The organism is Synechococcus sp. WH 8016, from assembly GCF_000230675.1.
GTDB lineage: Bacteria > Cyanobacteriota > Cyanobacteriia > PCC-6307 > Cyanobiaceae > Synechococcus_C.
Genome location: NZ_AGIK01000001.1, coordinates 136,752 through 157,697, shown reverse-complemented (window position 1 = coordinate 157,697; position 20,946 = coordinate 136,752). Strand labels below are relative to the sequence as shown.

The 20,946-nt window shown below is 56.2% G+C and carries 19 protein-coding genes; 11 read left to right on the top strand and 8 right to left on the bottom strand.

Going from position 1 to position 20,946, the window contains the following annotated elements:
• Positions 1 to 7: 7 nt before the first annotated feature.
• From SYN8016DRAFT_RS00855 to lysA, 3 genes are read right to left on the bottom strand one after another with little or no spacing between them, the layout of a single operon-like run.
• Complete coding sequence (locus SYN8016DRAFT_RS00855) at positions 8 to 781, bottom strand: isoprenyl transferase (protein ID WP_006852322.1); 774 nt, start codon at positions 779 to 781, stop codon at positions 8 to 10.
• Positions 778 to 1,611, bottom strand: coding sequence for a diadenylate cyclase CdaA (gene cdaA, locus SYN8016DRAFT_RS00850; RefSeq protein ID WP_006852321.1), 834 nt, complete (start codon positions 1,609 to 1,611; stop codon positions 778 to 780). Before cdaA ends, SYN8016DRAFT_RS00855 begins: the two co-directional genes overlap by 4 nt.
• Positions 1,612 to 1,640: 29 nt before the next feature.
• Positions 1,641 to 3,002: a diaminopimelate decarboxylase gene (lysA, locus tag SYN8016DRAFT_RS00845; RefSeq protein WP_006852320.1), complete on the bottom strand. Its 1,362-nt coding sequence runs from the start codon at positions 3,000 to 3,002 to the stop codon at positions 1,641 to 1,643.
• A 93-nt stretch (positions 3,003 to 3,095) separates the two neighbouring features.
• Between lysA and SYN8016DRAFT_RS00840 the strand changes: the two genes are divergently transcribed.
• The 5 genes from SYN8016DRAFT_RS00840 (at position 3,096) to SYN8016DRAFT_RS00820 (ending at position 8,930) form a co-directional block, all read left to right on the top strand.
• Positions 3,096 to 3,518, top strand: coding sequence for a GNAT family N-acetyltransferase (locus SYN8016DRAFT_RS00840; RefSeq protein WP_006852319.1), 423 nt, complete (start codon positions 3,096 to 3,098; stop codon positions 3,516 to 3,518).
• 190 nt (positions 3,519 to 3,708) lie between these two features.
• Entirely contained in the window at positions 3,709 to 6,291 is a 2,583-nt protein-coding gene (locus SYN8016DRAFT_RS00835; RefSeq protein ID WP_006852318.1) for an ATP-dependent Clp protease ATP-binding subunit, read from the top strand.
• 7 nt (positions 6,292 to 6,298) lie between these two features.
• Positions 6,299 to 7,432: an iron-containing alcohol dehydrogenase family protein gene (locus tag SYN8016DRAFT_RS00830; RefSeq protein ID WP_006852317.1), complete on the top strand. Its 1,134-nt coding sequence runs from the start codon at positions 6,299 to 6,301 to the stop codon at positions 7,430 to 7,432.
• On the top strand, positions 7,429 to 8,295 hold the full coding sequence (locus tag SYN8016DRAFT_RS00825; protein WP_006852316.1) for an alpha/beta fold hydrolase: 867 nt from the start codon (positions 7,429 to 7,431) through the stop codon (positions 8,293 to 8,295). The genes SYN8016DRAFT_RS00830 and SYN8016DRAFT_RS00825 overlap by 4 nt, the downstream gene beginning before the upstream one ends.
• Positions 8,292 to 8,930: a DUF2993 domain-containing protein gene (locus tag SYN8016DRAFT_RS00820; protein ID WP_006852315.1), complete on the top strand. Its 639-nt coding sequence runs from the start codon at positions 8,292 to 8,294 to the stop codon at positions 8,928 to 8,930. Before SYN8016DRAFT_RS00825 ends, SYN8016DRAFT_RS00820 begins: the two co-directional genes overlap by 4 nt.
• Positions 8,931 to 8,969: 39 nt before the next feature.
• Here the strand turns inward: SYN8016DRAFT_RS00820 and SYN8016DRAFT_RS00815 are convergent, their stop codons facing one another.
• Together SYN8016DRAFT_RS00815 and SYN8016DRAFT_RS00810 are read right to left on the bottom strand one after the other, a co-directional pair.
• Positions 8,970 to 9,890, bottom strand: a complete 921-nt coding sequence (locus SYN8016DRAFT_RS00815) for a phosphatidate cytidylyltransferase (RefSeq protein WP_006852314.1) — start codon at positions 9,888 to 9,890, stop codon at positions 8,970 to 8,972.
• Positions 9,887 to 11,311, bottom strand: coding sequence for an aminotransferase class I/II-fold pyridoxal phosphate-dependent enzyme (locus SYN8016DRAFT_RS00810; protein WP_006852313.1), 1,425 nt, complete (start codon positions 11,309 to 11,311; stop codon positions 9,887 to 9,889). The genes SYN8016DRAFT_RS00815 and SYN8016DRAFT_RS00810 overlap by 4 nt, the downstream gene beginning before the upstream one ends.
• Before the next feature lie 167 nt (positions 11,312 to 11,478).
• Here SYN8016DRAFT_RS00810 and SYN8016DRAFT_RS00805 point away from each other — a divergent pair, with 167 nt between their 5' ends.
• Positions 11,479 to 13,188 (top strand): AarF/ABC1/UbiB kinase family protein, encoded by a 1,710-nt coding sequence (locus SYN8016DRAFT_RS00805; protein ID WP_006852312.1) that lies wholly within the window; start codon positions 11,479 to 11,481, stop codon positions 13,186 to 13,188.
• A 43-nt stretch (positions 13,189 to 13,231) separates the two neighbouring features.
• Positions 13,232 to 13,711 carry a hypothetical protein gene (locus tag SYN8016DRAFT_RS00800; RefSeq protein WP_006852311.1) on the top strand — a complete coding sequence of 160 codons (480 nt, stop codon included), beginning with the start codon at positions 13,232 to 13,234 and terminating at the stop codon, positions 13,709 to 13,711.
• Between the two features lie 8 nt (positions 13,712 to 13,719).
• Here the strand turns inward: SYN8016DRAFT_RS00800 and SYN8016DRAFT_RS00795 are convergent, their stop codons facing one another.
• Positions 13,720 to 14,685 (bottom strand): RpoD/SigA family RNA polymerase sigma factor, encoded by a 966-nt coding sequence (locus SYN8016DRAFT_RS00795; RefSeq protein WP_006852310.1) that lies wholly within the window; start codon positions 14,683 to 14,685, stop codon positions 13,720 to 13,722.
• 193 nt (positions 14,686 to 14,878) lie between these two features.
• Here SYN8016DRAFT_RS00795 and SYN8016DRAFT_RS00790 point away from each other — a divergent pair, with 193 nt between their 5' ends.
• Positions 14,879 to 15,610, top strand: a complete 732-nt coding sequence (locus SYN8016DRAFT_RS00790) for a pseudouridine synthase (RefSeq protein WP_006852309.1) — start codon at positions 14,879 to 14,881, stop codon at positions 15,608 to 15,610.
• 16 nt (positions 15,611 to 15,626) lie between these two features.
• Positions 15,627 to 16,475: a RodZ family helix-turn-helix domain-containing protein gene (locus SYN8016DRAFT_RS00785; protein WP_006852308.1), complete on the top strand. Its 849-nt coding sequence runs from the start codon at positions 15,627 to 15,629 to the stop codon at positions 16,473 to 16,475.
• On the opposite strand, the gene malQ is transcribed toward SYN8016DRAFT_RS00785, so the two are convergent.
• Complete coding sequence (malQ, locus tag SYN8016DRAFT_RS00780) at positions 16,442 to 17,968, bottom strand: 4-alpha-glucanotransferase (protein ID WP_006852307.1); 1,527 nt, start codon at positions 17,966 to 17,968, stop codon at positions 16,442 to 16,444. The two genes, SYN8016DRAFT_RS00785 and malQ, sit on opposite strands and share 34 nt — an antisense overlap.
• 194 nt (positions 17,969 to 18,162) lie before the next feature.
• Here malQ and SYN8016DRAFT_RS00775 point away from each other — a divergent pair, with 194 nt between their 5' ends.
• Together SYN8016DRAFT_RS00775 and SYN8016DRAFT_RS00770 are read left to right on the top strand one after the other, a co-directional pair.
• On the top strand, positions 18,163 to 19,203 hold the full coding sequence (locus SYN8016DRAFT_RS00775; RefSeq protein WP_006852306.1) for an NAD(P)-dependent oxidoreductase: 1,041 nt from the start codon (positions 18,163 to 18,165) through the stop codon (positions 19,201 to 19,203).
• A gap of 195 nt (positions 19,204 to 19,398) precedes the next feature.
• Positions 19,399 to 20,394, top strand: a complete 996-nt coding sequence (locus tag SYN8016DRAFT_RS00770; RefSeq protein ID WP_253909751.1) for an LCP family protein — start codon at positions 19,399 to 19,401, stop codon at positions 20,392 to 20,394.
• On the opposite strand, the gene SYN8016DRAFT_RS00765 is transcribed toward SYN8016DRAFT_RS00770, so the two are convergent.
• The gene (locus SYN8016DRAFT_RS00765) at positions 20,363 to 20,914 is read right to left on the bottom strand and encodes a hypothetical protein (RefSeq protein WP_006852304.1); all 552 of its coding nucleotides are present in this window, start codon (positions 20,912 to 20,914) and stop codon (positions 20,363 to 20,365) included. The two genes, SYN8016DRAFT_RS00770 and SYN8016DRAFT_RS00765, sit on opposite strands and share 32 nt — an antisense overlap.
• Positions 20,915 to 20,946 lie beyond the last annotated feature (32 nt).

Below are 20,946 nucleotides of genomic sequence, written 5' to 3'. Positions count from 1 at the left end.
TCGGCGATTAGACCACTAACCCCCCAAAGCGACGGGTTCGGCTTTGGTAATCCACAAACGCACCCACTAAGGCATCACGATCGAAATCGGGCCAGAGGACATCGGTGACGTGGATTTCGGCATAGGCAAGCTGCCACAACAAAAAATTGCTGATTCGATGTTCCCCACTGGTGCGAATCAAGAGATCGGGATCGATTTCACCGGCGGTGAACAATTCGCCTGCGAGGGTCTGCTCGTCGATCTCAGCAGGGTCAAGCTCCCCACTTGCTGCCCGTTGAGCCAGCCGTCTGGCAGCAATCACCAGCTCATGCCGTCCGCCGTAATTGGTGCAAACGTTGAAATGAATTCCATCGTTGGACGCCGTGCGCTTTGTCGCCTCCTCAATCAAGGACTGAAGACGGGAAGGCAGGGGCTCAAGATCACCAAGAAAACGGATCCGCACCCTCTCCGCCTCTAAGGCCTGAAGCTCCCGTTCGAGCACCCGCTCAAACAGCGTCATTAAAAAATTCACCTCGTCGCCAGGGCGAGACCAGTTCTCCGTGGAGAAGGCGTAGGCGGTGAGAGCCTTCACACCCCAATCGCTACAGCGACGCAAGGTGGCTTTCAGAGCCTCAACACCTGCCCGATGCCCCATCACCCGCGGCAAACCCCTTGATTGGGCCCAGCGTCCATTGCCATCCATGATCACTGCTACATGGGCCGGCAAACGCTGAGGATTGATCTCGGCAGGACAAACCTCAATCCGAGCGTCATCTGAACTAGTGGCCAAGCGTTGACTCAAGGCGATGAGTCCTGGGAAGCACTTTTCACGCTACGTGAAGACCCGGTTTTCGCTGGCGTTGAAGTCACGGGAGCCGCCATCAATTCGGTCAAGAGATCCTGAAGACGCGAACTCGTGATCGGACGTTCGAGCTTGCCCTGATTCGCGAGCGACAGCGTGCCTGTTTCTTCCGAAACCACAACGCAGATGCAGCGGTCAAAGCGTTCCGTGATGCCTAAGGCCGCGAGGTGTCGGGTGCCGTAGCGGCTAATCCCTTGCCGCGACAGCGGCAAGATCACGCCAGCGGAAATAATGCGATTTCCCTTCAGCACCACAGCACCGTCATGAAGAGGGGTGTCAGAAGCAAACAGGTTGAGAAGGAGTTCACTGCTCAATTGAGCATCGACGGTCACCCCTGGATTCAGGAAATCCTCGGGGCGCAAATCACTACCCAAATCCACCACGATCAAGGCACCACGGCGCGATTTGGACAGCCGGCCTGCCGCATCCGTGAGTTGGGCAACGGTGCTGGCGGTCGCTCTGAGCTTGCTTTGCGGATTCCCCAACAAAACGGCAAGCCTTCCGGTGCCGAGAAGCTCCATCAGCCGGCGCAATTCCCCTTGCCAAAGGATGGCTAAAGAAAGCGAGCAGGCAAGAACCAAGGCATCGACCAACGTCGATGTGAGCGGAAGATTGAAAAACCGTTTAACGAACCAAGCGAGAGCAACAAGAAACAGGTACCCCCTTAACAGCCAAAGGGTTCGCTGCTCGTTGACTCTCGTAAAGAGAAGAAAACCAAGAGCAGAGGCGCAGAAAACGTCGATCAGCAGGCGAAGTTGCAACACCGCCATTCCGTTTATGCACCCCTCATACGTTCAGCTCACTTTAACGAGCGCAGGCGATCTGGCATCAGGTCATAACGAAGCAGATCCTCTGGCTGTTCTCGCCGCTGAATCAGCTCCGCCTCGCCTTGATGCACCAGCACGGCCGCGGGTCTTGGAATCCGGTTGTAGTTCGAGCTCATCGAGAGGTTGTAGGCACCCGTCGCCAGAACCACGAGCACCTCCCCACTGCGGCAAGTCGGAAACGGCAGATCCTTGAGCAACACGTCACCGGATTCACAGTGCTTTCCGGCCAAGGTGATCGTTTCGTCTGCCGTTGCCAGGGGACGATCAGCAAGACAGGCCGTATAGAGCGACTGGTAGGTGATCGGACGCGGGTTGTCGCTCATCCCACCGTCTACGGAGACATAGGTGCGAATGCCAGGAACCACCTTGCGTGCGCCCACGGTGTACACCGTCACCCCACTGGATGCCACCAGAGACCGACCCGGCTCGCACATCAAGCGCGGCAGCTCAAGACCACGCTCCCTGCAGGCCAAGGTCACGGCTTCAGCCACCACCTTGACCCAGGCATCAATCGACGGTGGATCGTCGGATTCGACGTAGCGAATTCCCAGCCCCCCGCCGACATTGAGATCACGCACTGGATGTCCGAGCTCACGGGCCAACTTGAGGGCATCTGCCATCACAGCCGCCAAATCCCGATGCGGATCCAGTTCAAAAATCTGCGAGCCAATGTGCGCGTGTAGGCCTTCCACACGGGCCCAAGCACACCCGGCCAACGCTGTCAGCACGGGCTGCAATTGATCGGGATCAAACCCAAATTTGCTGTCCAAATGCCCCGTACGGATGTACTCATGGGTGTGGCACTCGATGCCCGGCGTGAAACGCAACATCAAGCGAACCGGTGCTCCACCCTTGGGAACGAGCTCAGCGAGGCAATCCAGATCGTGCTGGTTATCAGCCACCACCATCACGCCATGGCTGTAGGCAAGGGCGAGCTCCTCCACCGACTTGTTATTGCCATGCAGCACCATGCGTTCTGGCGGCATCCCTCCATCGAATGCTGTGAGCAACTCTCCAGCTGAAACGGCATCAAGACCCAGCCCTTCTGAGGCCACGAGTCCTGTTAAGGCCAAGGAGCTATGGGCTTTTGATGCATACACGGCAAGGGAATCGCCGGGGTAATGACGCTTTAGGGCTTCGCGGTATTCCTGAGCCGAAGCGCGAATGCTCTGCTCATCAAGGACGTAAAGCGGGGTTCCGTATCGCTCTGCGAGTTCGCTCAGACGGCAGCCCCCCACCATCAGACGGCCCTGATCATCAAGCTCAGCCGAGACGGGAGCGAGATTTCGATTGGGGCTGACGGGATCACAGCCGGATTCATAAGGGGTGGCCATGGCTTCGTCAGGGGCAGGCAATCAGGGCAATGTAAGAAGCGACGCTTCTCAACCCTGACTCCAAAAACACTCAGGCTCAATCCAACGCATGCTTTGGCCTGCCTGAAACTCGATGCCCGAGCGCTCAATGGCCTTTGGAATGCCGACCATTGGGAGCGTGAACTCTCTGATCCCAGGCGCATTTGTGTCGGAATTGCCGAGGGCTCAGACAACTTGTCTGCAGTGGCCTGCGGCTGGATTGTCCTCGATGAGCTCCAAATCACCGTGGTTGCCGTTGATCCTGAGCATCGGCGCCAGGGACTGGGCCGAACTGTTTTGAAACAGCTGCTCCTGGACGCCAGCAGCGCCGGGGCAAGGCAGGCCTTTCTTGATGTGGCCGAAGACAACCATGGAGCCCTCGCTCTTTACGGGGCTTTGGGCTTCCACACCATTGGTCGCAGGTCTGGTTATTACCGCAACGGCAAGGACGCCTTGATTCAGTCCCTTGAGCTGCAAACAGACATCAAACTGAATTGAATCAATTCAGCACGCAATCGGTAGGGATAACCGCACTGATCAAACAGAAACCCGCACTACATTTCTGCATTGATTAACACTTTTTGGGATGCTCACCCCAAATCACTACTGGGATCTGAGTTGGTATCGAGAGTGATCACAACAACTCTTCATCCCTGATAGCTTGGTTTCACCATTAACGGCCCTCAAGATGTTCGAGCGGTTTACCGAGAAGGCCATCAAGGTGATCATGCTGGCCCAGGAAGAGGCCCGTCGCCTCGGCCACAACTTTGTTGGAACAGAGCAGATTTTGTTGGGTTTGATCGGTGAGGGCACTGGCGTCGCCGCCAAAGTGCTCAAGTCGATGGGCGTCAACCTCAAGGACGCTCGGGTTGAAGTTGAAAAAATCATTGGAAGGGGATCAGGCTTTGTTGCCGTTGAGATTCCTTTCACTCCCCGTGCCAAGCGCGTCCTTGAACTCTCCTTGGAAGAGGCGAGGCAGTTGGGTCACAACTACATCGGCACCGAGCACCTGCTCTTAGGCCTGATCCGCGAAGGCGAAGGGGTTGCGGCACGCGTGCTCGAAAACCTCGGAGTCGACCTGGCGAAGGTGCGCACTCAGGTGATTCGCATGCTTGGTGAAACAGCTGAAGTGGGAGCTGGAGGTGGTGGCGGAGCCAAAGGGTCCACCAAAACTCCAACGTTGGATGAATTCGGCACCAACCTCACCCAACTGGCAACTGAATCCAAACTGGATCCGGTCGTTGGACGTCACAAAGAAATCGATCGGGTGATCCAGATCCTCGGCCGACGCACAAAAAACAACCCTGTTCTTATCGGGGAACCAGGAGTTGGCAAGACGGCTATTGCTGAGGGCCTTGCTCAGAGAATTCAGCAGGGGGATATCCCAGACATTCTTGAAGAGAAGCGCGTTCTCACACTCGATATCGGCTTGCTCGTTGCAGGCACGAAATATCGAGGGGAATTTGAGGAGCGGCTCAAGAAGATCATGGAAGAGATCAAATCAGCCGGCAATGTGATCTTGGTGATCGACGAGGTTCACACCTTGATCGGTGCTGGAGCGGCTGAAGGTGCCATAGATGCCGCCAACATCCTCAAGCCAGCACTGGCTCGTGGCGAACTCCAATGCATCGGAGCCACCACCCTTGATGAATACCGCAAACACATTGAGCGCGATGCGGCCCTGGAGCGTCGCTTCCAGCCCGTCACCGTGGGCGAACCTTCCATCCCAGACACCATTGAAATTCTGAGGGGACTGCGCGAGCGCTACGAGCAGCACCATCGCCTCAAAATCACCGACGCGGCCCTCGATGCAGCAGCAACCTTGGGGGATCGTTATATCTCCGATCGTTTCCTCCCAGATAAGGCCATCGATCTCATTGATGAAGCTGGAAGCAGAGTTCGTTTGCTGAATTCCAAGCTTCCCCCTGCCGCCAAGGAAGTGGACAAAGAGCTCCGCGCTGTCCAGAAGGAAAAAGAGGATGCTGTTCGCGATCAAGACTTCGGTCGCGCAGGAGAACTCCGCGACAAAGAAGTTGAGTTGCGTGAAAAGATCCGCACGCTGCTGCAAAGCAGCCGAGAAGAGTCCCCTGTTAACAGCGGGGATACCGGCCAAACCAGCGAAGGTGCGGTGGGAGAGGCTCTGTCCTCCGATTCAGCGGAAGGATCAACAGCCCAACCTCAACTCCTCACCACTCCGATTGTGGACGAGGAAGATATCGCTCACATCGTGGCCTCCTGGACTGGAGTCCCCGTTCAGAAGCTCACCGAGAGCGAGTCCGTCAAATTGTTGAACATGGAGGAAACGCTCCATAAGCGTTTGATTGGACAAGATGAGGCGGTGAAAGCGGTTTCCAAGGCGATTCGGCGGGCACGCGTTGGCCTGAAAAACCCCAATCGTCCGATTGCCAGCTTCATTTTCTCTGGCCCCACCGGCGTTGGTAAAACCGAGCTCACCAAGGCTCTCGCCGCCTATTTCTTCGGTAGCGAAGAAGCGATGATCCGTCTCGACATGTCGGAATTCATGGAGAGGCACACGGTCAGCAAATTGATCGGTTCACCTCCTGGATATGTGGGATTTAACGAAGGAGGACAGCTCACAGAAGCGGTTCGCCGTCGTCCCTACACCGTTGTTCTCTTTGACGAGATTGAGAAGGCCCATCCCGATGTCTTCAACTTGCTTCTGCAACTTCTCGAAGATGGTCGTCTAACCGATTCCAAAGGAAGGACCGTTGATTTCAAAAACACCTTGATCATCATGACTTCGAACATCGGTTCGAAAGTGATTGAAAAAGGTGGTGGTGGTTTAGGTTTCGAATTCTCTGGTGAAAATGCCGAAGAGAATCAATACAACAGAATCAAATCTCTTGTAAATGAGGAACTGAAGCAGTATTTCCGCCCTGAATTCCTTAACCGTCTTGATGAAATTATTGTCTTCCGTCAACTCAACCGTGAGGAGGTGAAAGACATTGCTGAAATCATGCTGAAAGAGGTCTTCGCTCGTATTGGCGACAAGGGAATCACCTTGACGGTGTCCAATGCTTTCAAAGAGCGGCTTGTGGAGGAGGGTTACAACCCTGCTTACGGCGCAAGACCTTTGCGTCGTGCCGTGATGCGTCTTCTCGAAGACAGCCTGGCAGAGGAAGTCCTCACCGGGCGCATCAAGGAAGGGGATTCCGCTGAAGTGGACATCGACCACGACAAAAAAGTGGTTGTTCGACACCTCAACACCACCACCCCAGTGACACCTCAACTGGCCAACGCTGGGGTTTGAGGCAAGCATGACCACGTCGTTGGTTTGCCATACCCATGCCATTGCTCCTTCCCGGGTGATCCGGGGAGAGCAAGCCTGGCAACAAGGTCTCCCCGCTATTGCTGATCTCTGTCAGCGACCTGCCCTACTGGGACGCAGCCCCGCAACCCAAGGCATTCGTGCTCGTTTAAAGGCCGATCTCATCGGCTGTGATTTGGCCGTTGTGGAGAGCGAACTCCAGTTCGACTGCTGCGAAGACGACCTCACACGCCTGCAGGCCCAACTTCAGGCAACAGCCTGTGACGCCGTGATTGCAGCCGGTGGAGGAAAGGTTTTAGACGCAGGAAAACTCCTGGCCCATCGACTCAAACTTCCATGCATCACGGTGCCGCTCAGTGCCGCGACCTGCGCCGGGTGGACAGCGCTTGCCAACATCTATTCCCCCGATGGAGCCTTTATTGCCGACGAGGCACTCGCCGCTTGCCCAGATCTTTTGATTTTTGATCACGACCTGGTTCGCCAAGCCCCGAATCAAACCTTGGCCAGTGGCATCGCCGACGCCCTAGCCAAGTGGTACGAGGCCTCTGTAGGAAGCGGATCCAGCACGGACGGAATCATCCAACAGGCCGTACAGATGGCCCGGGTGCTTCGCGATCAACTTTTGATTGATGCCCGCGAGGCGATGGCTCAACCGGAGAGTGAAGCCTGGGTTCGGGTGGCTGAAGCCTGTGGTCTCACCGCCGGGGTGATTGGTGGCCTTGGAGGTGCGCAATGCAGAACGGTTGCGGCCCATGCGGTCCATAACGGCTTAACGCAATTGCATGCCTGTCACAGCAAGTTGCACGGAGAAAAAGTGGGCTTCGGCATTCTTGTGCAGCTCCGGCTAGAAGAGCGCCTTGGCGGCAATCAATTAGCCGCCCAATCCCGTCGTCAACTTTTGCCTCTGCTTCAAGAGCTGGGTGTCCCGGTCACGCTCCAAGATCTTGGACTTGGAGAAGCTGGGTTGCATGAATTGCGCGCTATTTGCAGCTTCGCCTGCCGGCCAGGCTCCGACCTTCACCATCTCCCCTTCGACGTCACTGAGACGGATCTGCTGGAAGCTCTCGTGAGCACCGACGCAGACAGTCGCTCCTTCAGCACCTCGCTGGAGACCGAAGCTTGACCAACAGGCGCATTCTCGAGAACGCTGCATCCACCCTTCTCGATCCTCTGGCCCGTGAACAGCTCCAGGGCTTGGAGTGGTTGAAACTTGCCTGCACCGATGGGGAGGCAGACCACTACCCAGTGGTGACTGTGGGCAGTGGGCCACCGGTGTTGTTACTGCACGGATTTGATAGTTCCAATCTGGAATTCCGACGTCTGGTGCCCCTGCTTAAAACCACCAACACGCTGATCATTCCCGATCTGTTCGGTTTCGGGTTCTGTCCAAGGCCAGAACAAATCAGTTACGGACCTGAGCTGGTGCTCAACCATCTCGATGCCCTGCTCGACACCCTGCCAACAGACGAAACCATCGGTGTGATCGGAGCATCGATGGGTGGATCTGTCGCGATGGAACTGGCGCGGCGCCACCCCGAACGCATCGATCGCTTGCTGCTTCTTGCTCCAGCAGGACTCGACGGCAAACCGATGCCCCTGCCACCGGTGCTGGACCAACTAGGGGTTTGGTTTCTAGGCAGACCTGGCGTGAGACGCGGTTTATGCAGACAAGCCTTCGCCGATCCCGACAGCAACGTTGGAGAGCCAGAAATTGAGATTGCATCCCTGCATCTCAAGGTGCCTGGGTGGGCCCGTTCCTTAGCGGCCTTCGCCCGCAGCGGAGGGTTTGCCGGGTGTGGTGACCCCCTTCCCCCTCAGCCCCTGCATGTGCTCTGGGGTGAACAGGATCGAATCCTGCGCGCTCCTCAAAAACGTTCCGCTCAGGAATTATTGGGAGACAAGCTTGAATCGGTTGCCAATTGCGGGCATCTTCCCCATCTCGATCAACCGGAGTTGGTGGCGAAACGCTGGCAAGCATCAGAATGATTGCCATGAACGCAAATAGCTCTGGCCCGCTGCTACAGCTGCTGTCCAATGGTCTGCAAATTTGGATCCGAGGTCAATGCGATGACGTCGGTGAGTTGAAGCTGAATCTCCAAGGATCAGCGTTGCAACTTCTGCGCGGCAAGCTGGAAGGTGTGTCCTTAACCGCCCGCAAAGTGAGTTTTCAGAAACTCCCCCTTCTGCGGGCTGAGCTCAAATCCGGTGCCCTTCAAGCCCACATCAATCCCTCCAATCCTGGCCAACCGATTCAGCTTTCCCACCCCTTCACCATTGATGGAGAGGTGGTCCTCAGCGGAGCCGATCTCAACCGTGCCCTCGCCAGTGATCGTTGGAGGTGGTTAGGAGATCTCATCAGTGAGCAATTGATGGGGCTCACACCTCTGCAAACCTTGAGCATTGACGACGACTTGCTGGAATTGCAGGCAGCCGTAATTGCAACCCAAGATCCTGTTCGCGCTCGGTTTGGTCTTCAGGCCGCGGAGGGCACCATTCAAATCACCCAGCTCGAGACAGGAAAATCGTTTTTATTGCCCATGGATCCCGGCATTCACATTGATAAGGCCAACCTCAAAGCAGGTCAATTAATCCTTCAAGGGAAGGCCACTGTCAGTCCCTGATCAGTCCTTGATCATTCCGTGACCTGCAATTTTGAAGCGCTAGTTGCCGAGCAAAGGCATGATCAAAATCAAGGCGTAATACACCACCGCTGGGGTGAACAAATAACTATCAATCCGATCCAGAATCCCCCCATGACCTGGAAGAGCATCTCCCGAGTCTTTCACTCCTGCATCGCGTTTCATCATCGACTCGGTCAGATCACCGACAAGAGCAAATAACGCCACCAGCGCTCCAAGCAAACCACCACTTAGCCACCCCAGGCTCCAGCCCATCAGGCTTGCCATCAAAGCCCCCACCACAACAGAGCACAAGGCTCCTCCGATCGCCCCCTCAATCGTCTTTGACGGAGAGATTGGAGACAGGGGATGGCGTCCGAATCGACGACCAATCATGTAGGAGCCAATATCACTCGCAACCACCATCAAACAGGCAGCCAGAGTGATTAATAAGCCCGATGAAAGCCAGGAATTATCAATGCTTAACCGTTGCAAAATGGGGGCAACTTCAAAATCAGTCAAGTTGCGAAGTCTCAACCAATGGCTTGGAAGAAAGCCGAGATAAAACAAACCAAAAATGGAAGCGGCGATGTCCGCAATCGATCCTGTAACCGGCTGCAAGAGCAACCAACCACAAATGGCTGCACCCGATAAGGGCAGCACGGCATCAGGCAAAAGAGCCGGAAGGCCTCCTGAATTGGCCCACTGCGTGCTCAGAAGCAAGAGCTGACACGCCACCAGCGTGGTTTTCGTGGCAGGCCTCATGCCTTTGAACTGGGCCATTCGGAAAAATTCCAACAAGCCCAGATGCACGATCACCCCCAACGCGAGCGTGAACCACCAGCCGCCAAGTCCCACCACCAGCAACCCAAAAGCGCCAGCCAGCAGTCCACTGAGCAAGCGCTTGCGATCAAAACCCGTCTTGGTTTTGCCTTTGCTGCTGCTTGCTCCTTCTGAAATCACCCCAGTTGCACCTGCGGCTCTTCAGCCAGAACTTTCACCTTACCGGGCACCAGTGCCGGCCATCTCCGGTGCTGACTCAATAACCACTCCAACCGATCCGATTCAATTCTTTCTCCAGGGATCAGCAATGGAATCCCTGGCGGATAGGGACAAATCATCTCGGCGGCAATGCGCCCACCACTGTCCTGAAGAGACAGCTCACAGGCTTGGGCCCGAACGGCAAGCGCTGGAAGCAGTTCAGGTGTTGAACTGGTCTCCAGAGGCGGCACAAGCAACGGCTCCAAGCGCCCAGAACAGGGTTGGGACAGCTGGAGCTTCCGCCAAAGCTGTTGCATGCGTTGAGCCAACCCACGCTGAGACGCCAAGCCAAGGCAAAAGGTCAAACACAAAGGTTCTGGGAGCTCGGCGATCAATCCCCGCTGCATGAACCAGGCATCGGCATCCAAACCGCTCATTCCCTGCTCTGCCGTCACCAAAATCAAACGCAAGGGGTCATCACTGCTGCCCAAGGGCAGTCCTGCAGCACGAAGGCGAGCGGCGATTTGATGCGCTTCCTGCAACCTTCGCTGCAGCAAACGCTCCCATGATGAGGTCAGCATCCAATGCAACGTTGCCTCACAGGAAGCCAACAACAAGGCACTGGGGCTGCTGGTCTGAAACCTGAGCAACGACGCTTGCACCGCTTCAGAGCTGACTCGCATCCCTTGCAGCCAAAGCACGGCTGTCTGCCCGAGACCAGGCGCTGATTTATGCAGGGAATGCACGACGAGGTCAGCGCCCGCATGCAGGGAGGAGCGCGGGAGGTCCTCCCCGCCAGAGAAAGCGAAGTGGGTGCCATGCGCCTCATCCACCAGCACGGGCAAGCCGCACCGATGCAGGGCTGCGATCAACGGCGTGGGATCGGACGCATACCCGTGATACGTGGGATGCACCAACACGGCAGCCACGATCGCCTCGGGGATGGAAGGCAAAGCCATGAGCGCTTGCTCCAGGCATGGCTCAGACATCGCACCGGGATGTCCACGATCAGACAGGAAAGGAACGGGTAAAAACACAGGCCGGATCCCTCCCATCACACAGGCAGCAATCAAGCTGCGATGCGCATTGCGCGGCAACAACACCGCCTGCCCAGGTCCTGCTAAGGCCGAAAGCGCTGCTTGAAGCAAACCGGTGGCTCCGTTCACACCAAACCAACAACCGGCAACACCCAAGACGGAAGCCAGTTGTGTTTGCGATTCAGCCACAGCCCCTTCGCTCTCAAGGGGGCCACCAATCTCTGGAAGTTCTGGGAGGTCCCAACTACCGGGTGCCTGCCGCAGCAAACGCTTCAAAGCGGGCGGCAAAGCTCTGCCCCGACCATGCACTGGCAAGTGCAGAGGCTGCCGACGATCAGGCCGCAATAACGGAATTAAGGAGTGCATAAGGGCCTGCGTTTCTTCAGTCCAGCCACAAGGGGCAGGGTCGCCCAGAAAGCGATGGAACGAAAAGACAACAACACGACAACGATGGCCATTCAATCGCCCATGAAACGAGTTGATGGAACGATCTGCCTAAGATTCACGCTCTAAAGATCTGAAGTGTGTTGGATATGGCAGAGCGAATCAGTCTGGCCAACAACACCCCGCCTAAAGACGCTTCTGAACAACGCATGCGTTACGCCCCTGGCAAGGATGCGCGCTGGCTCCTACTCCGACCCTGGATCTATTTGCCGCGGGTGCTCCAAATCATCTGGGCACTCACGGGGTTGGTCGTCAGCTTGCTGCTTCGCGGCAGAAGCAAGGACGCCGAGGTGCAGCGAAAACTGGCCAGAACCCTGCTTCGCACCCTCACCAATCTGGGGCCTTGTTTCATCAAAGTGGGGCAAGCCCTGTCCACACGGCCTGATCTAATCCGACGCGATTGGCTCGATGAACTCACCAAGCTTCAGGACGATCTCCCCCCTTTCAACCATGCGATCGCCCTGCAAACCATTGAAGAGGAGCTAGGCGCTCCGGTGGAGCAACTCTTCGAAGACTTTCCAGGCGTCCCTGTTGCCGCCGCCAGTCTAGGACAGGTCTACAAGGCGCGTTTGCATGGTCAGCACTGGGTTGCCGTGAAGGTGCAACGGCCCAATCTTGCGTTTATTTTGCGTCGCGACATGGTGCTGATTCGCACCTTGGGCGTGATCGGAGCACCTTTCCTGCCTCTCAACTTGGGCTTCGGATTGGGAGAGATCATCGATGAATTTGGTCGCAGCTTGTTTGAAGAAATCGATTACTACTGCGAAGCCGACAATGCCGAACGATTTTCTGCGCTGTTTGCTGATAATCCAGCCGTCACGATTCCAAAAGTTGAGCGCCTGTTATCCGCTAGGCGTGTGCTTACAACCTCCTGGATTCATGGCACAAAAATGAGAGATCGCCAGGAGTTGAAATCTCAACGTCTCAACCCCCCAGCCCTGATTCGCACGGGGGTGATTAGCGGCCTCCAGCAACTGCTCGAATATGGATACTTCCACGCCGATCCTCATCCGGGAAATCTGTTTGCCCTGAGTGGACAAACGGGGGATCTCGGCCATGTGGCCTACGTTGATTTCGGAATGATGGATTCCATCAGTGATGCCGACCGCTTAACACTCACTGGTGCCGTGGTTCACCTGATCAATAAGGACTTTTCAGCGCTCGCGAAGGATTTCCAACAGCTGGGATTCTTGGCACCCAATGCCGACCTGGAGTCGATCATTCCTCCGCTGAGAGAAGTGTTGGGGGGAAGCCTGGGCGACTCCGTTGGCACCTTCAATTTCAAGGCGATTACCGATCGCTTTTCGGAATTGATGTACGACTATCCATTCCGCGTGCCAGCTCGCTTTGCTCTGATCATCCGCGCCGTTGTGAGTCAGGAGGGTCTTGCCCTGCGCCTAGACCCAGATTTCAAAATCATTGCCGTGGCCTATCCCTACGTGGCGAAGCGACTCTTGGCGGGAGACACCAAAGAAATGCGCGAAAAGCTTTTGGAGGTCTTGTTTGATTCCGAGGGCCACCTACGCCTCGAACGACTGGAAAGCCTCCTCGACGTTGTGGGAAGCGATGCACCCACACCGGGTGCTGAGCTCATCCCAGTTGCGGGAGCCGGTTTGCGCTTACTGCTGAGCAAGGATGGCGCCGACCTGCGCAGACGGCTGCTGCTCACCCTCGTGCGTGACGATCGCCTCAGCACAGCAGACATCAGATCCCTGACCTCCCTGCTTGGACGCACCTTCAGCCCGCGTCGCATTGCAGGGCGCATGCTCCAACAACTGAATCCACTAGCTGCCGCTTAGGGTCCCCCCAACGCTTTCACCTCACACTCTCAACCTCACTGTTATGGGATTAGCCCCTGACCTCATGCCCATCGAGTTAGACCAAGCCGACCTCGATGCACTCAGTGATTTCTTTGGTGATCTCGATCCCAGTGAAATATTGCTGGAATACGCTCCGATGAGCCAGCCGCCCTATCTCGTGGCGGGGCTGGGGCTAGCCATTGGCGTGTTGTGCGGGCTCACCTTTGCGCGTCTGATCCAGATTCGCTTAGACGGATGGAAGCAAGATCGGCTCGCCCTTTTGCCCCTTGGGACGGCAGAAGTCACGATGAGTTATGCCGGAACCCTGCTCGGCATCACTCTTTTCATCGGAGGGTCACTTCAAGTGTTTGGCTTCGCGTCTGGGGCTGGATACCTGGTTGCCATGCTGCTTTCCCTTCTCACGGGTGGAGCGTTATGGGTGCAATTGGAGCGATTAATGACTCAAGTAGAGTCTGGCAATTTCAAAGCCGTTGATTTCGACAACTTCGACGAATTCTTCTGAATTCAGGCTTAAACAAGCACATAGGCCTGGAGTTGTTCATCACCTCGGCGCAACATCTCTAGACCTTCACGTTCGAGCCTGCGCGTGCGGTCTCGACTCATCTTCATGGATTTGGCAATGCCCGTGAGGCTCATCGGCTCTTCCCCGTCCATCCCGTAGCGCATTCGCAACACTTTGCCCTGTAATTCAGGCAGCTGGCTCAACAGATCACGCAGATCTCCCTTCAAGCATTCGCCTTCAACCTGTTCAGATGGCAACTCACCATCACCAGCCAGCAGCTCCAGCAGTTCGGTGTCATCGCCATCTCCCACCTTCATCTCCAAGCTCACAGGCTGGCGGGCACGGCACATCAAATCCTTCACTTCCTCTTCTGGAAGTTCCACAAACGAGGCCAGTTCCGTCACCGAGGGGGTGCGGCCCAGCTCTTGGCTTAATTCTCTCTGGCCTTTTTTCAGCTTGTTCAACATCTCGGTGATGTGAATCGGCAAGCGAATCGTTCGGCTCTTCTCCGCAATCGCACGGGTGATGCCCTGACGGATCCACCAATACGCATAGGTGCTGAACTTGTAGCCCCGGGTGGGATCAAATTTCTCCACACCACGCACCAAACCAATCGTTCCCTCCTGGATTAAATCCAGCAGTTCCATGTTCCGCTTGGTGTATTTCTTGGCGACGCTCACCACCAAGCGCAAATTGGCAGCCACCATCCGCTCTTTGGCGCGCCGGCCCGCCTGCAGCTTGCGCTTGAGTTGCGCTGCACTCACACCAGCCGCTTTGGCCACTTCTTCTCGGGCTACCTGGTCTTCGCCACGCTGGTCCTTTAATTCCGCTTCCAACGCCTCGAGATCCATCAGCTCCTGCACCTGACGGCCCAGCGTGATCTCCTGCTGATGACTCAACAACGGCACTCGGCCGATGTCTCGCAAATACGAACGCACGAGGTCCGCATCGGGGAGCAGAGCCAAGGGCGCCATCGGCAATTACGAAACGTTTTCGTTTCCTAATCTACCACTTTTTATGATTTTCTTCACGTTGGCACCCGTTTAATCCACTTGACAAAATGACGAAACTGAGATCTTTTCCGTCATGACCGCTACCACTCTTGATGATCACTCTTGATCACCACTGGATCAAAACAGTGTCAGATCATTGCCAAGGAGTGAACCGGTGAGCCGTCAACGGTTGCAAAAACTGATCGCAGCTGCTGGGGTCTGTTCGCGGCGACACGCTGAAGACCTTCTGCGCGAGGGCCGCGTCAAGGTGAATCAGGTCACAGCGGGACTGGGCGACCAAGCCGATCCAAGCATCGACCGCATCGAGGTGGATGGTTGTCCCTTGTCTCAGCCCTCGAGCCCAAAACTGATCCTGCTCAACAAACCCCCCGGGGTCATCAGCAGCTGCAGTGATCCCCAAGGGCGCAAGACGGTTCTCGATCTCATACCCGAGTCGCTCCGACGCGGCCTTCACCCGATTGGCCGACTGGATGGAGACAGCCGCGGAGCTCTCCTGTTAACCAATCAAGGTGCCATCACCTTGCAGCTCACGCACCCCCGCTATGCGCACCGCAAAACCTACAAAGTGCTGGTTAGAGGGAAGCCCATGTCCACAACGCTGCAGCGCTGGCGCAACGGTGTGAGCCTCGACGGCATACCCACACAACCGGCCGAGGTTTCCCTGCTGAAACAAGGAGCCAACCAATCGCTTTTACAAGTCATCCTCACGGAGGGAAGGAATCGCCAAATCCGCCGGGTGGCCGACGCCCTTGGCCACCCGGTGCTGGATCTTCAACGAACAGCCATCTCGTCCATTGATCTCGGTTCTTTGCCAGAGGGCCAATGGCGCGAGTTAACAGGTTCAGAATGGACCTCTATCCGTCTGGAACGGAACGAGTGCCCCTGATAACGGCATCGCCGCGATGAAGTTTTCCCTCCCTTGGCGACGTCTCAAAAACAAGCAACAAGCTCCCACGCCGCTTGAGAGTCGCAATAACTCCCTGGAGGAGGCGGGACAACTGCTGCGAGAACAGAGAGAACGAAAAGGCCTCAGCATGCGAGACCTCTCCAAAGAGGTGAGAATCACAACACCGGTGCTGGAAGCTCTCGAACGCGGCTGGCAAGACCGCCTCCCGGAACCCGCCTATTTAGTGGCGATGTTGCAGCGCTTGGAGACCTATTTCGACCTTCCAAACAACAGCCTTCTTGCAGCCCTCCCGAACAAACCCGGATCGAATCGCTTAGCGACCAACGGTCGAGGCACGCGCTTCACTCTTGGCAGCATCGATATCTTCACCACGTGGCAAGGAAGCGTGGTCTATGGCGCTGTGATCCTCGGATCGATTCTGGCTCTGAATCACCAACAACGTCATCTGATCAACCTCAATGCCTTCTCGCCAAGGCCAATCCCGATTAATACACCGCTGGACAGTGATCAGATGTTGAAGGGTTTGCGCCCGCTGGAGGAGGTGATCACTGCCAGTCCTGGACAGCCTGCTCTCCCTCTCGATCAACGCACAAAACCCGGCGTACTCGAGATCAACCTCAACCAACCACGGCAGATCAATCTGCGCAGTGAAGGAGGAGATCGAACCAACCTTCAGGGCGCCACTGGAACCATGACCTTGCAGCTTTTACCCCCAGTGGACCTCAGCATCAATCCACCACCAGGCGAGGCCGACTCCGTGAGCTGGAACGGACAAGTTCTCGCTCCAAAGGCCAATCAACCTGGTTCCTATCACCTGCCCCAGACCGCTGCTCTCTCCCCGTAACCCTTGAGAGCTCCTTGCAAGGCCTCGTCAAAAGCGCTCATCCGCCAGCACCAATTGCCGCCAACAGTGCCTGGCGTATTGAATCGGGCTTGATCATCCAAATGCAGCAAATCCTGCAAAGGAGACACGACGAGCTCAGCGGACGTTGCCATTCCGAGTTCCATCAATTGCCATCCGGGTGACTCCACATGACATCCCAGCAGCTCACCAAGCTGGCGCCTAGAGGATTCATCCAGTCTCTGCCACCACCCCATCGTTGTGGGGTTGTCATGGGTACCGGTGTAGACCACCCAACGGCGACCTTTGACATTGCACGGCAAATAGGGGTTCTTGGGGTTGCCATCAAAGGCGAATTGCAACACCTTCATCCCTGGTAAACGAAAGCGATCACGGAGCCGTTCCACATCTGGCGTAATCACGCCAAGATCTTCGGCAACGAGAGGAAGCTTCCCTCCGGCATCGCGACGAAGCAGGCGCAACAACTCATGGCCGGGTGAGCGCTGCCACACCCCATTTTGGGCCGTGTCGTCATCGCCGGGAACCGCCCAAAATCCTGCGAGGGCTCTGAAATGATCCAAGCGCAGGCGGTCGGCAAGCCTCCACTGCCGCTTCAGGCGATTGCGCCACCAACGAAATCCAGTCCGCCGGTGCCTGGCCCAGCTGTAAACCGGTGTTCCCCAAAGCTGACCTGTCTCCGAAAAATAATCGGGTGGCACGCCGCTCTGAAGCCGCATGCGTCCATCAGCCGCAATCGAAAACAGGGAGCGATGGCTCCAAACATCAGCGCTATCGCGAGCCACATAAAAGGGCAGATCACCAAGGATCTCGATGTTTAACTCCCGAGCTTGCGCGCGCAGACGTTGCCACTGACGATCGAGATGCCATTGGAGAAGTTCCTGCTCCAGCAAGGCCTCGCCATGCTGAAGCCGCCACTGCGCCAAGGCAGCAGGTTGCTGCACAGCGAGCGGATGGGGCCAAGACCACCAGGGCAAACCGCTGTGTTGCTCGCGGAGCACCACAAAATTGACGTGATCCGGCAGCCAATGCGTTTGGTCGACTTTCCAGCGCTCAAATTGTTGTTTGCGCGCAGAGGATTGCTGAGGCCAATGGGCTGCAAGCGCATGGGCCAGGGCCGCAGCACGCGCATCCGCCAACTGAAAGTCCACCTCAGCGCTGGCTTCCCGCGTGGGCTCAGCGCCAGGGAGATGCTCAAGATCACTGGACGCCAAAAAGCTCTCTTCTGCCAAATCTTCGGCATCCAGAAGCCAAGGATTCAGGGCAAAACTGGAGGGGGAGCTGTAAGGCGACCCTGTGCCATCAGGAGGAGCCAGGGGCAAAATCTGCCAAACATTGATGCCATGGTCCGCCAAAGCCTTCAACCAGGCGCGGGCTGACCGTCCAAAGCTTCCACACACCGGTGAATCCGGCAGGGCCGTGGGATGCAGGAGAACACCAACCCTCTGCCCCCTTTCGCTTCTGGAGTGTTTAACCATCGAAGCCAATCATTCGGGGAGTCAGACGGTCGAAGGGCATGAAGGGATCCGACCTTTTTGATCTTACGGAGCGTCTCAACAACGATCGACACGCGCGGCTTAGCGCATCGCCATGACTGAAAGTTCTTAGCCGGCTTCGTTTGTAATCAGAAGATTCGCGCCTTAGCGTTGGCTCCGGTTGATCTGGTGATGACGTGCTCTCCCCCCAATTACCACGCCATGATTTTCGCGAACGTTCTCCCGATCAAGTGAGAGTGGCCGTCTTCGGGGCCACCGGATACATCGGACGATTTGTCGTCAAAGAGCTGGTGAAGCGTGGGTATCAGGTGATGGCCTTCGCCCGCGACTCCAGTGGCATTGGAGGGCGCCAGGGTCAAGCAGAGGTGGTGGCCGATTTTCCTGGCGCAGAGGTGAGATTTGGAGATGTCACCAATCCAGCTTCCCTGGCAACACATGCCTTCAACGAACCCACCGATGTGGTGATTTCTTGCCTGGCATCGAGAACAGGTGGCAAGAAGGATTCTTGGGCCATTGATTATCAAGCCAACCTCAATACTTACAGCGAAGGACGTAAGGCTGGGGTAGCGCATTTCGTGATGCTTTCAGCCATCTGCGTACAAAAGCCAATTTTAGAATTCCAAAAAGCGAAGCTTGCCTTCGAAAGACAGCTTCAGGAAGACAAAGAAATCACCCATACCATTGTTCGTCCAACAGCCTTTTTTAAAAGCATTGCTGGCCAATTTGAGAGCTGCAAAAAAGGAGCTCCTTATGTCATGTTTGGCAATGGAGAGCTAACAAGTTGCAAGCCAATCAGTGAACAAGATCTTGCATGCTTCTTAGCTAATTGCGTTCATGAAACAGACAAAGTGAATCAAGTTTTACCCATCGGGGGACCCGGCCCGGCCTTGAGCGCTCGGACGCAAGGGGAAATGCTCTTCAAAACATTAGGCCGCTCCCCGAGAATGCTTTCGTTACCGATGGCAGTCATGAATGCCCCAACGGCCCTATTAGAAAAAGTTGCAGAGCTGATACCAGCCGTGGAAGACACAGCTGAATTCGCCCGTATCGGTTGCTATTACGCCAGTGAATCGATGTTGGTATGGGACGAAAAGCGTGCTTGCTATGACCCCGATGCAACCCCTTCCTTTGGCGATGACACCCTCGAACAATTTTTTGCAAGGGTCCACAAAGAAGGAATGGCTGGCCAAGAGTTAGGGGATGCTGCTCTGTTTTAACGAGACCTCCTACGTTGTCCCAAAAAAATCCATCAGCCACTGAATCAGAACACAAAGAAGACTTATTCCAGCTCTTCAATCTTTTCCTGGAAGTGAGATCAATCAGGAGATGCATCCTTCCTTTGGGTCCAATGGCAGTTCGCTGCTAAGGCTTTGATTCCCAATTCAGCGAGGCTGAGCGAGACTGGCTGATCAATGATCAGAACATCACGCATGGGGGAGCCGGCGTTGAGTGGGGACTCGCAGCAAAAACCGAGCAAAAGCTGGTTGGGCGACCGCCCCGGGCGCAGTCTTTTGCGCATTGGTGCTGCATTGTTGGGCACGGCCTTAGCAGGCACAGCGCTTGCAACGATCTGGCCCAAACCAGACGTTGCCGGCGCCGATGTGCCGTCGTCCGAGGGGTTAACAAGCCTCGCTCCGCTTCCGGAACAAGCCGTGATGGTGCTGGTCGTCGGCCTTGACGCAGACACGATCAATGCCGTCTCCAATCAAGCGGCGCCGCAAGGGCCTGCCAACGCCGACAGCTTGATGCTGGTCAATATCAGCGCCAAGCAACCCGTTCAAATTTTGCAGTTGCCGACAGAACTGGCCGTTCAACTGCCAGGGATCGAGGAGATGCAAGCGCTTTCCAAAACGTGGCAACACGGTGGAATCGCCCTGACCTCTGACGTCGTTGGCGAGCTGATCGATCTGCCTGTGAACAAGCCAGATCGCTACTTAGTCCTCTCCAGACAGGGCTTGCGCCGATTCGTCGAAGGACTTGGAGACATCGAAGTCACCCTGAACCAAACCTACAAATACGAGGACAAATCCCAGGGTTACAGCGTGAACCTGCAGGCCGGACTCCAAACATTGAACGGCGCTCAGGCAGAACAACTCGTACGACATAAGCCCAAGCCCAATGACGACCATCAGCGCAGAGTGAGACAAGGCCTGCTGCTCCAAGGGGTGCATCAGCAGTTAGCTGAAATCGATGTCGTCACCGTGGTGCCCGAGCTGCTGAATGTGTTCTCCAATCAAGTCACGACAGATATCAGCACCACGGAGATGCTGAGCCTGGTAGCAGCAGCGATCAATGCGCCAGCACCACCGGTGATTACGGAGCTGCCGCTGGCACCACGGGCCGGACAACAGAGGCTGCGCGAATTGAAGCCAGATCTCAACTTGCCAATCTGGCCAGCTCAGAACTGATGGCTGGGTTCATGCGTTTCCAGCGCTGCTGGATGGAACGAACCAGTGCATCCGAAGCAGCCTCACCATCATCGGTCGTATCCAAGTGACCACACCAGGGCAAGCCATCCCTGCGACGGGCCGTTAAATCCCAGCGGCCGCCAAGTTGGGCTAAGCCAACCAATGGAATGTTGAGGGAGTGACACAGGGCGACGGAGGCCGGTGCCATGCCAGGGATCAAACCAGCTGCATTTGGCTGGACCAACAGCAGCACAGGACATCGCCAGGCGGCCAGCGCATCAAGCCAGCTTCCCGACGAGCCCTCAGCCATCGCCGCGTCTCCACTCAAACGCAGCAGTGTGGGGCGATTGTGATCGCGCTGCCGCGAGGCCAGTGCCTGCAAGCCGCTATGGGGTTCCGACCCACAGGCCAACGGCACCAACTCAGCCGAAAAGCGATCGGCAAGCTGAAGAGCACCCTCACGCATCGAGAGCTCAGGAAGGGGGCCAGCTCCGACAAGAGCCAAGGTGAAATCGAGCATTGATCGACCCTAGGGAGATCCGATCCGCACCG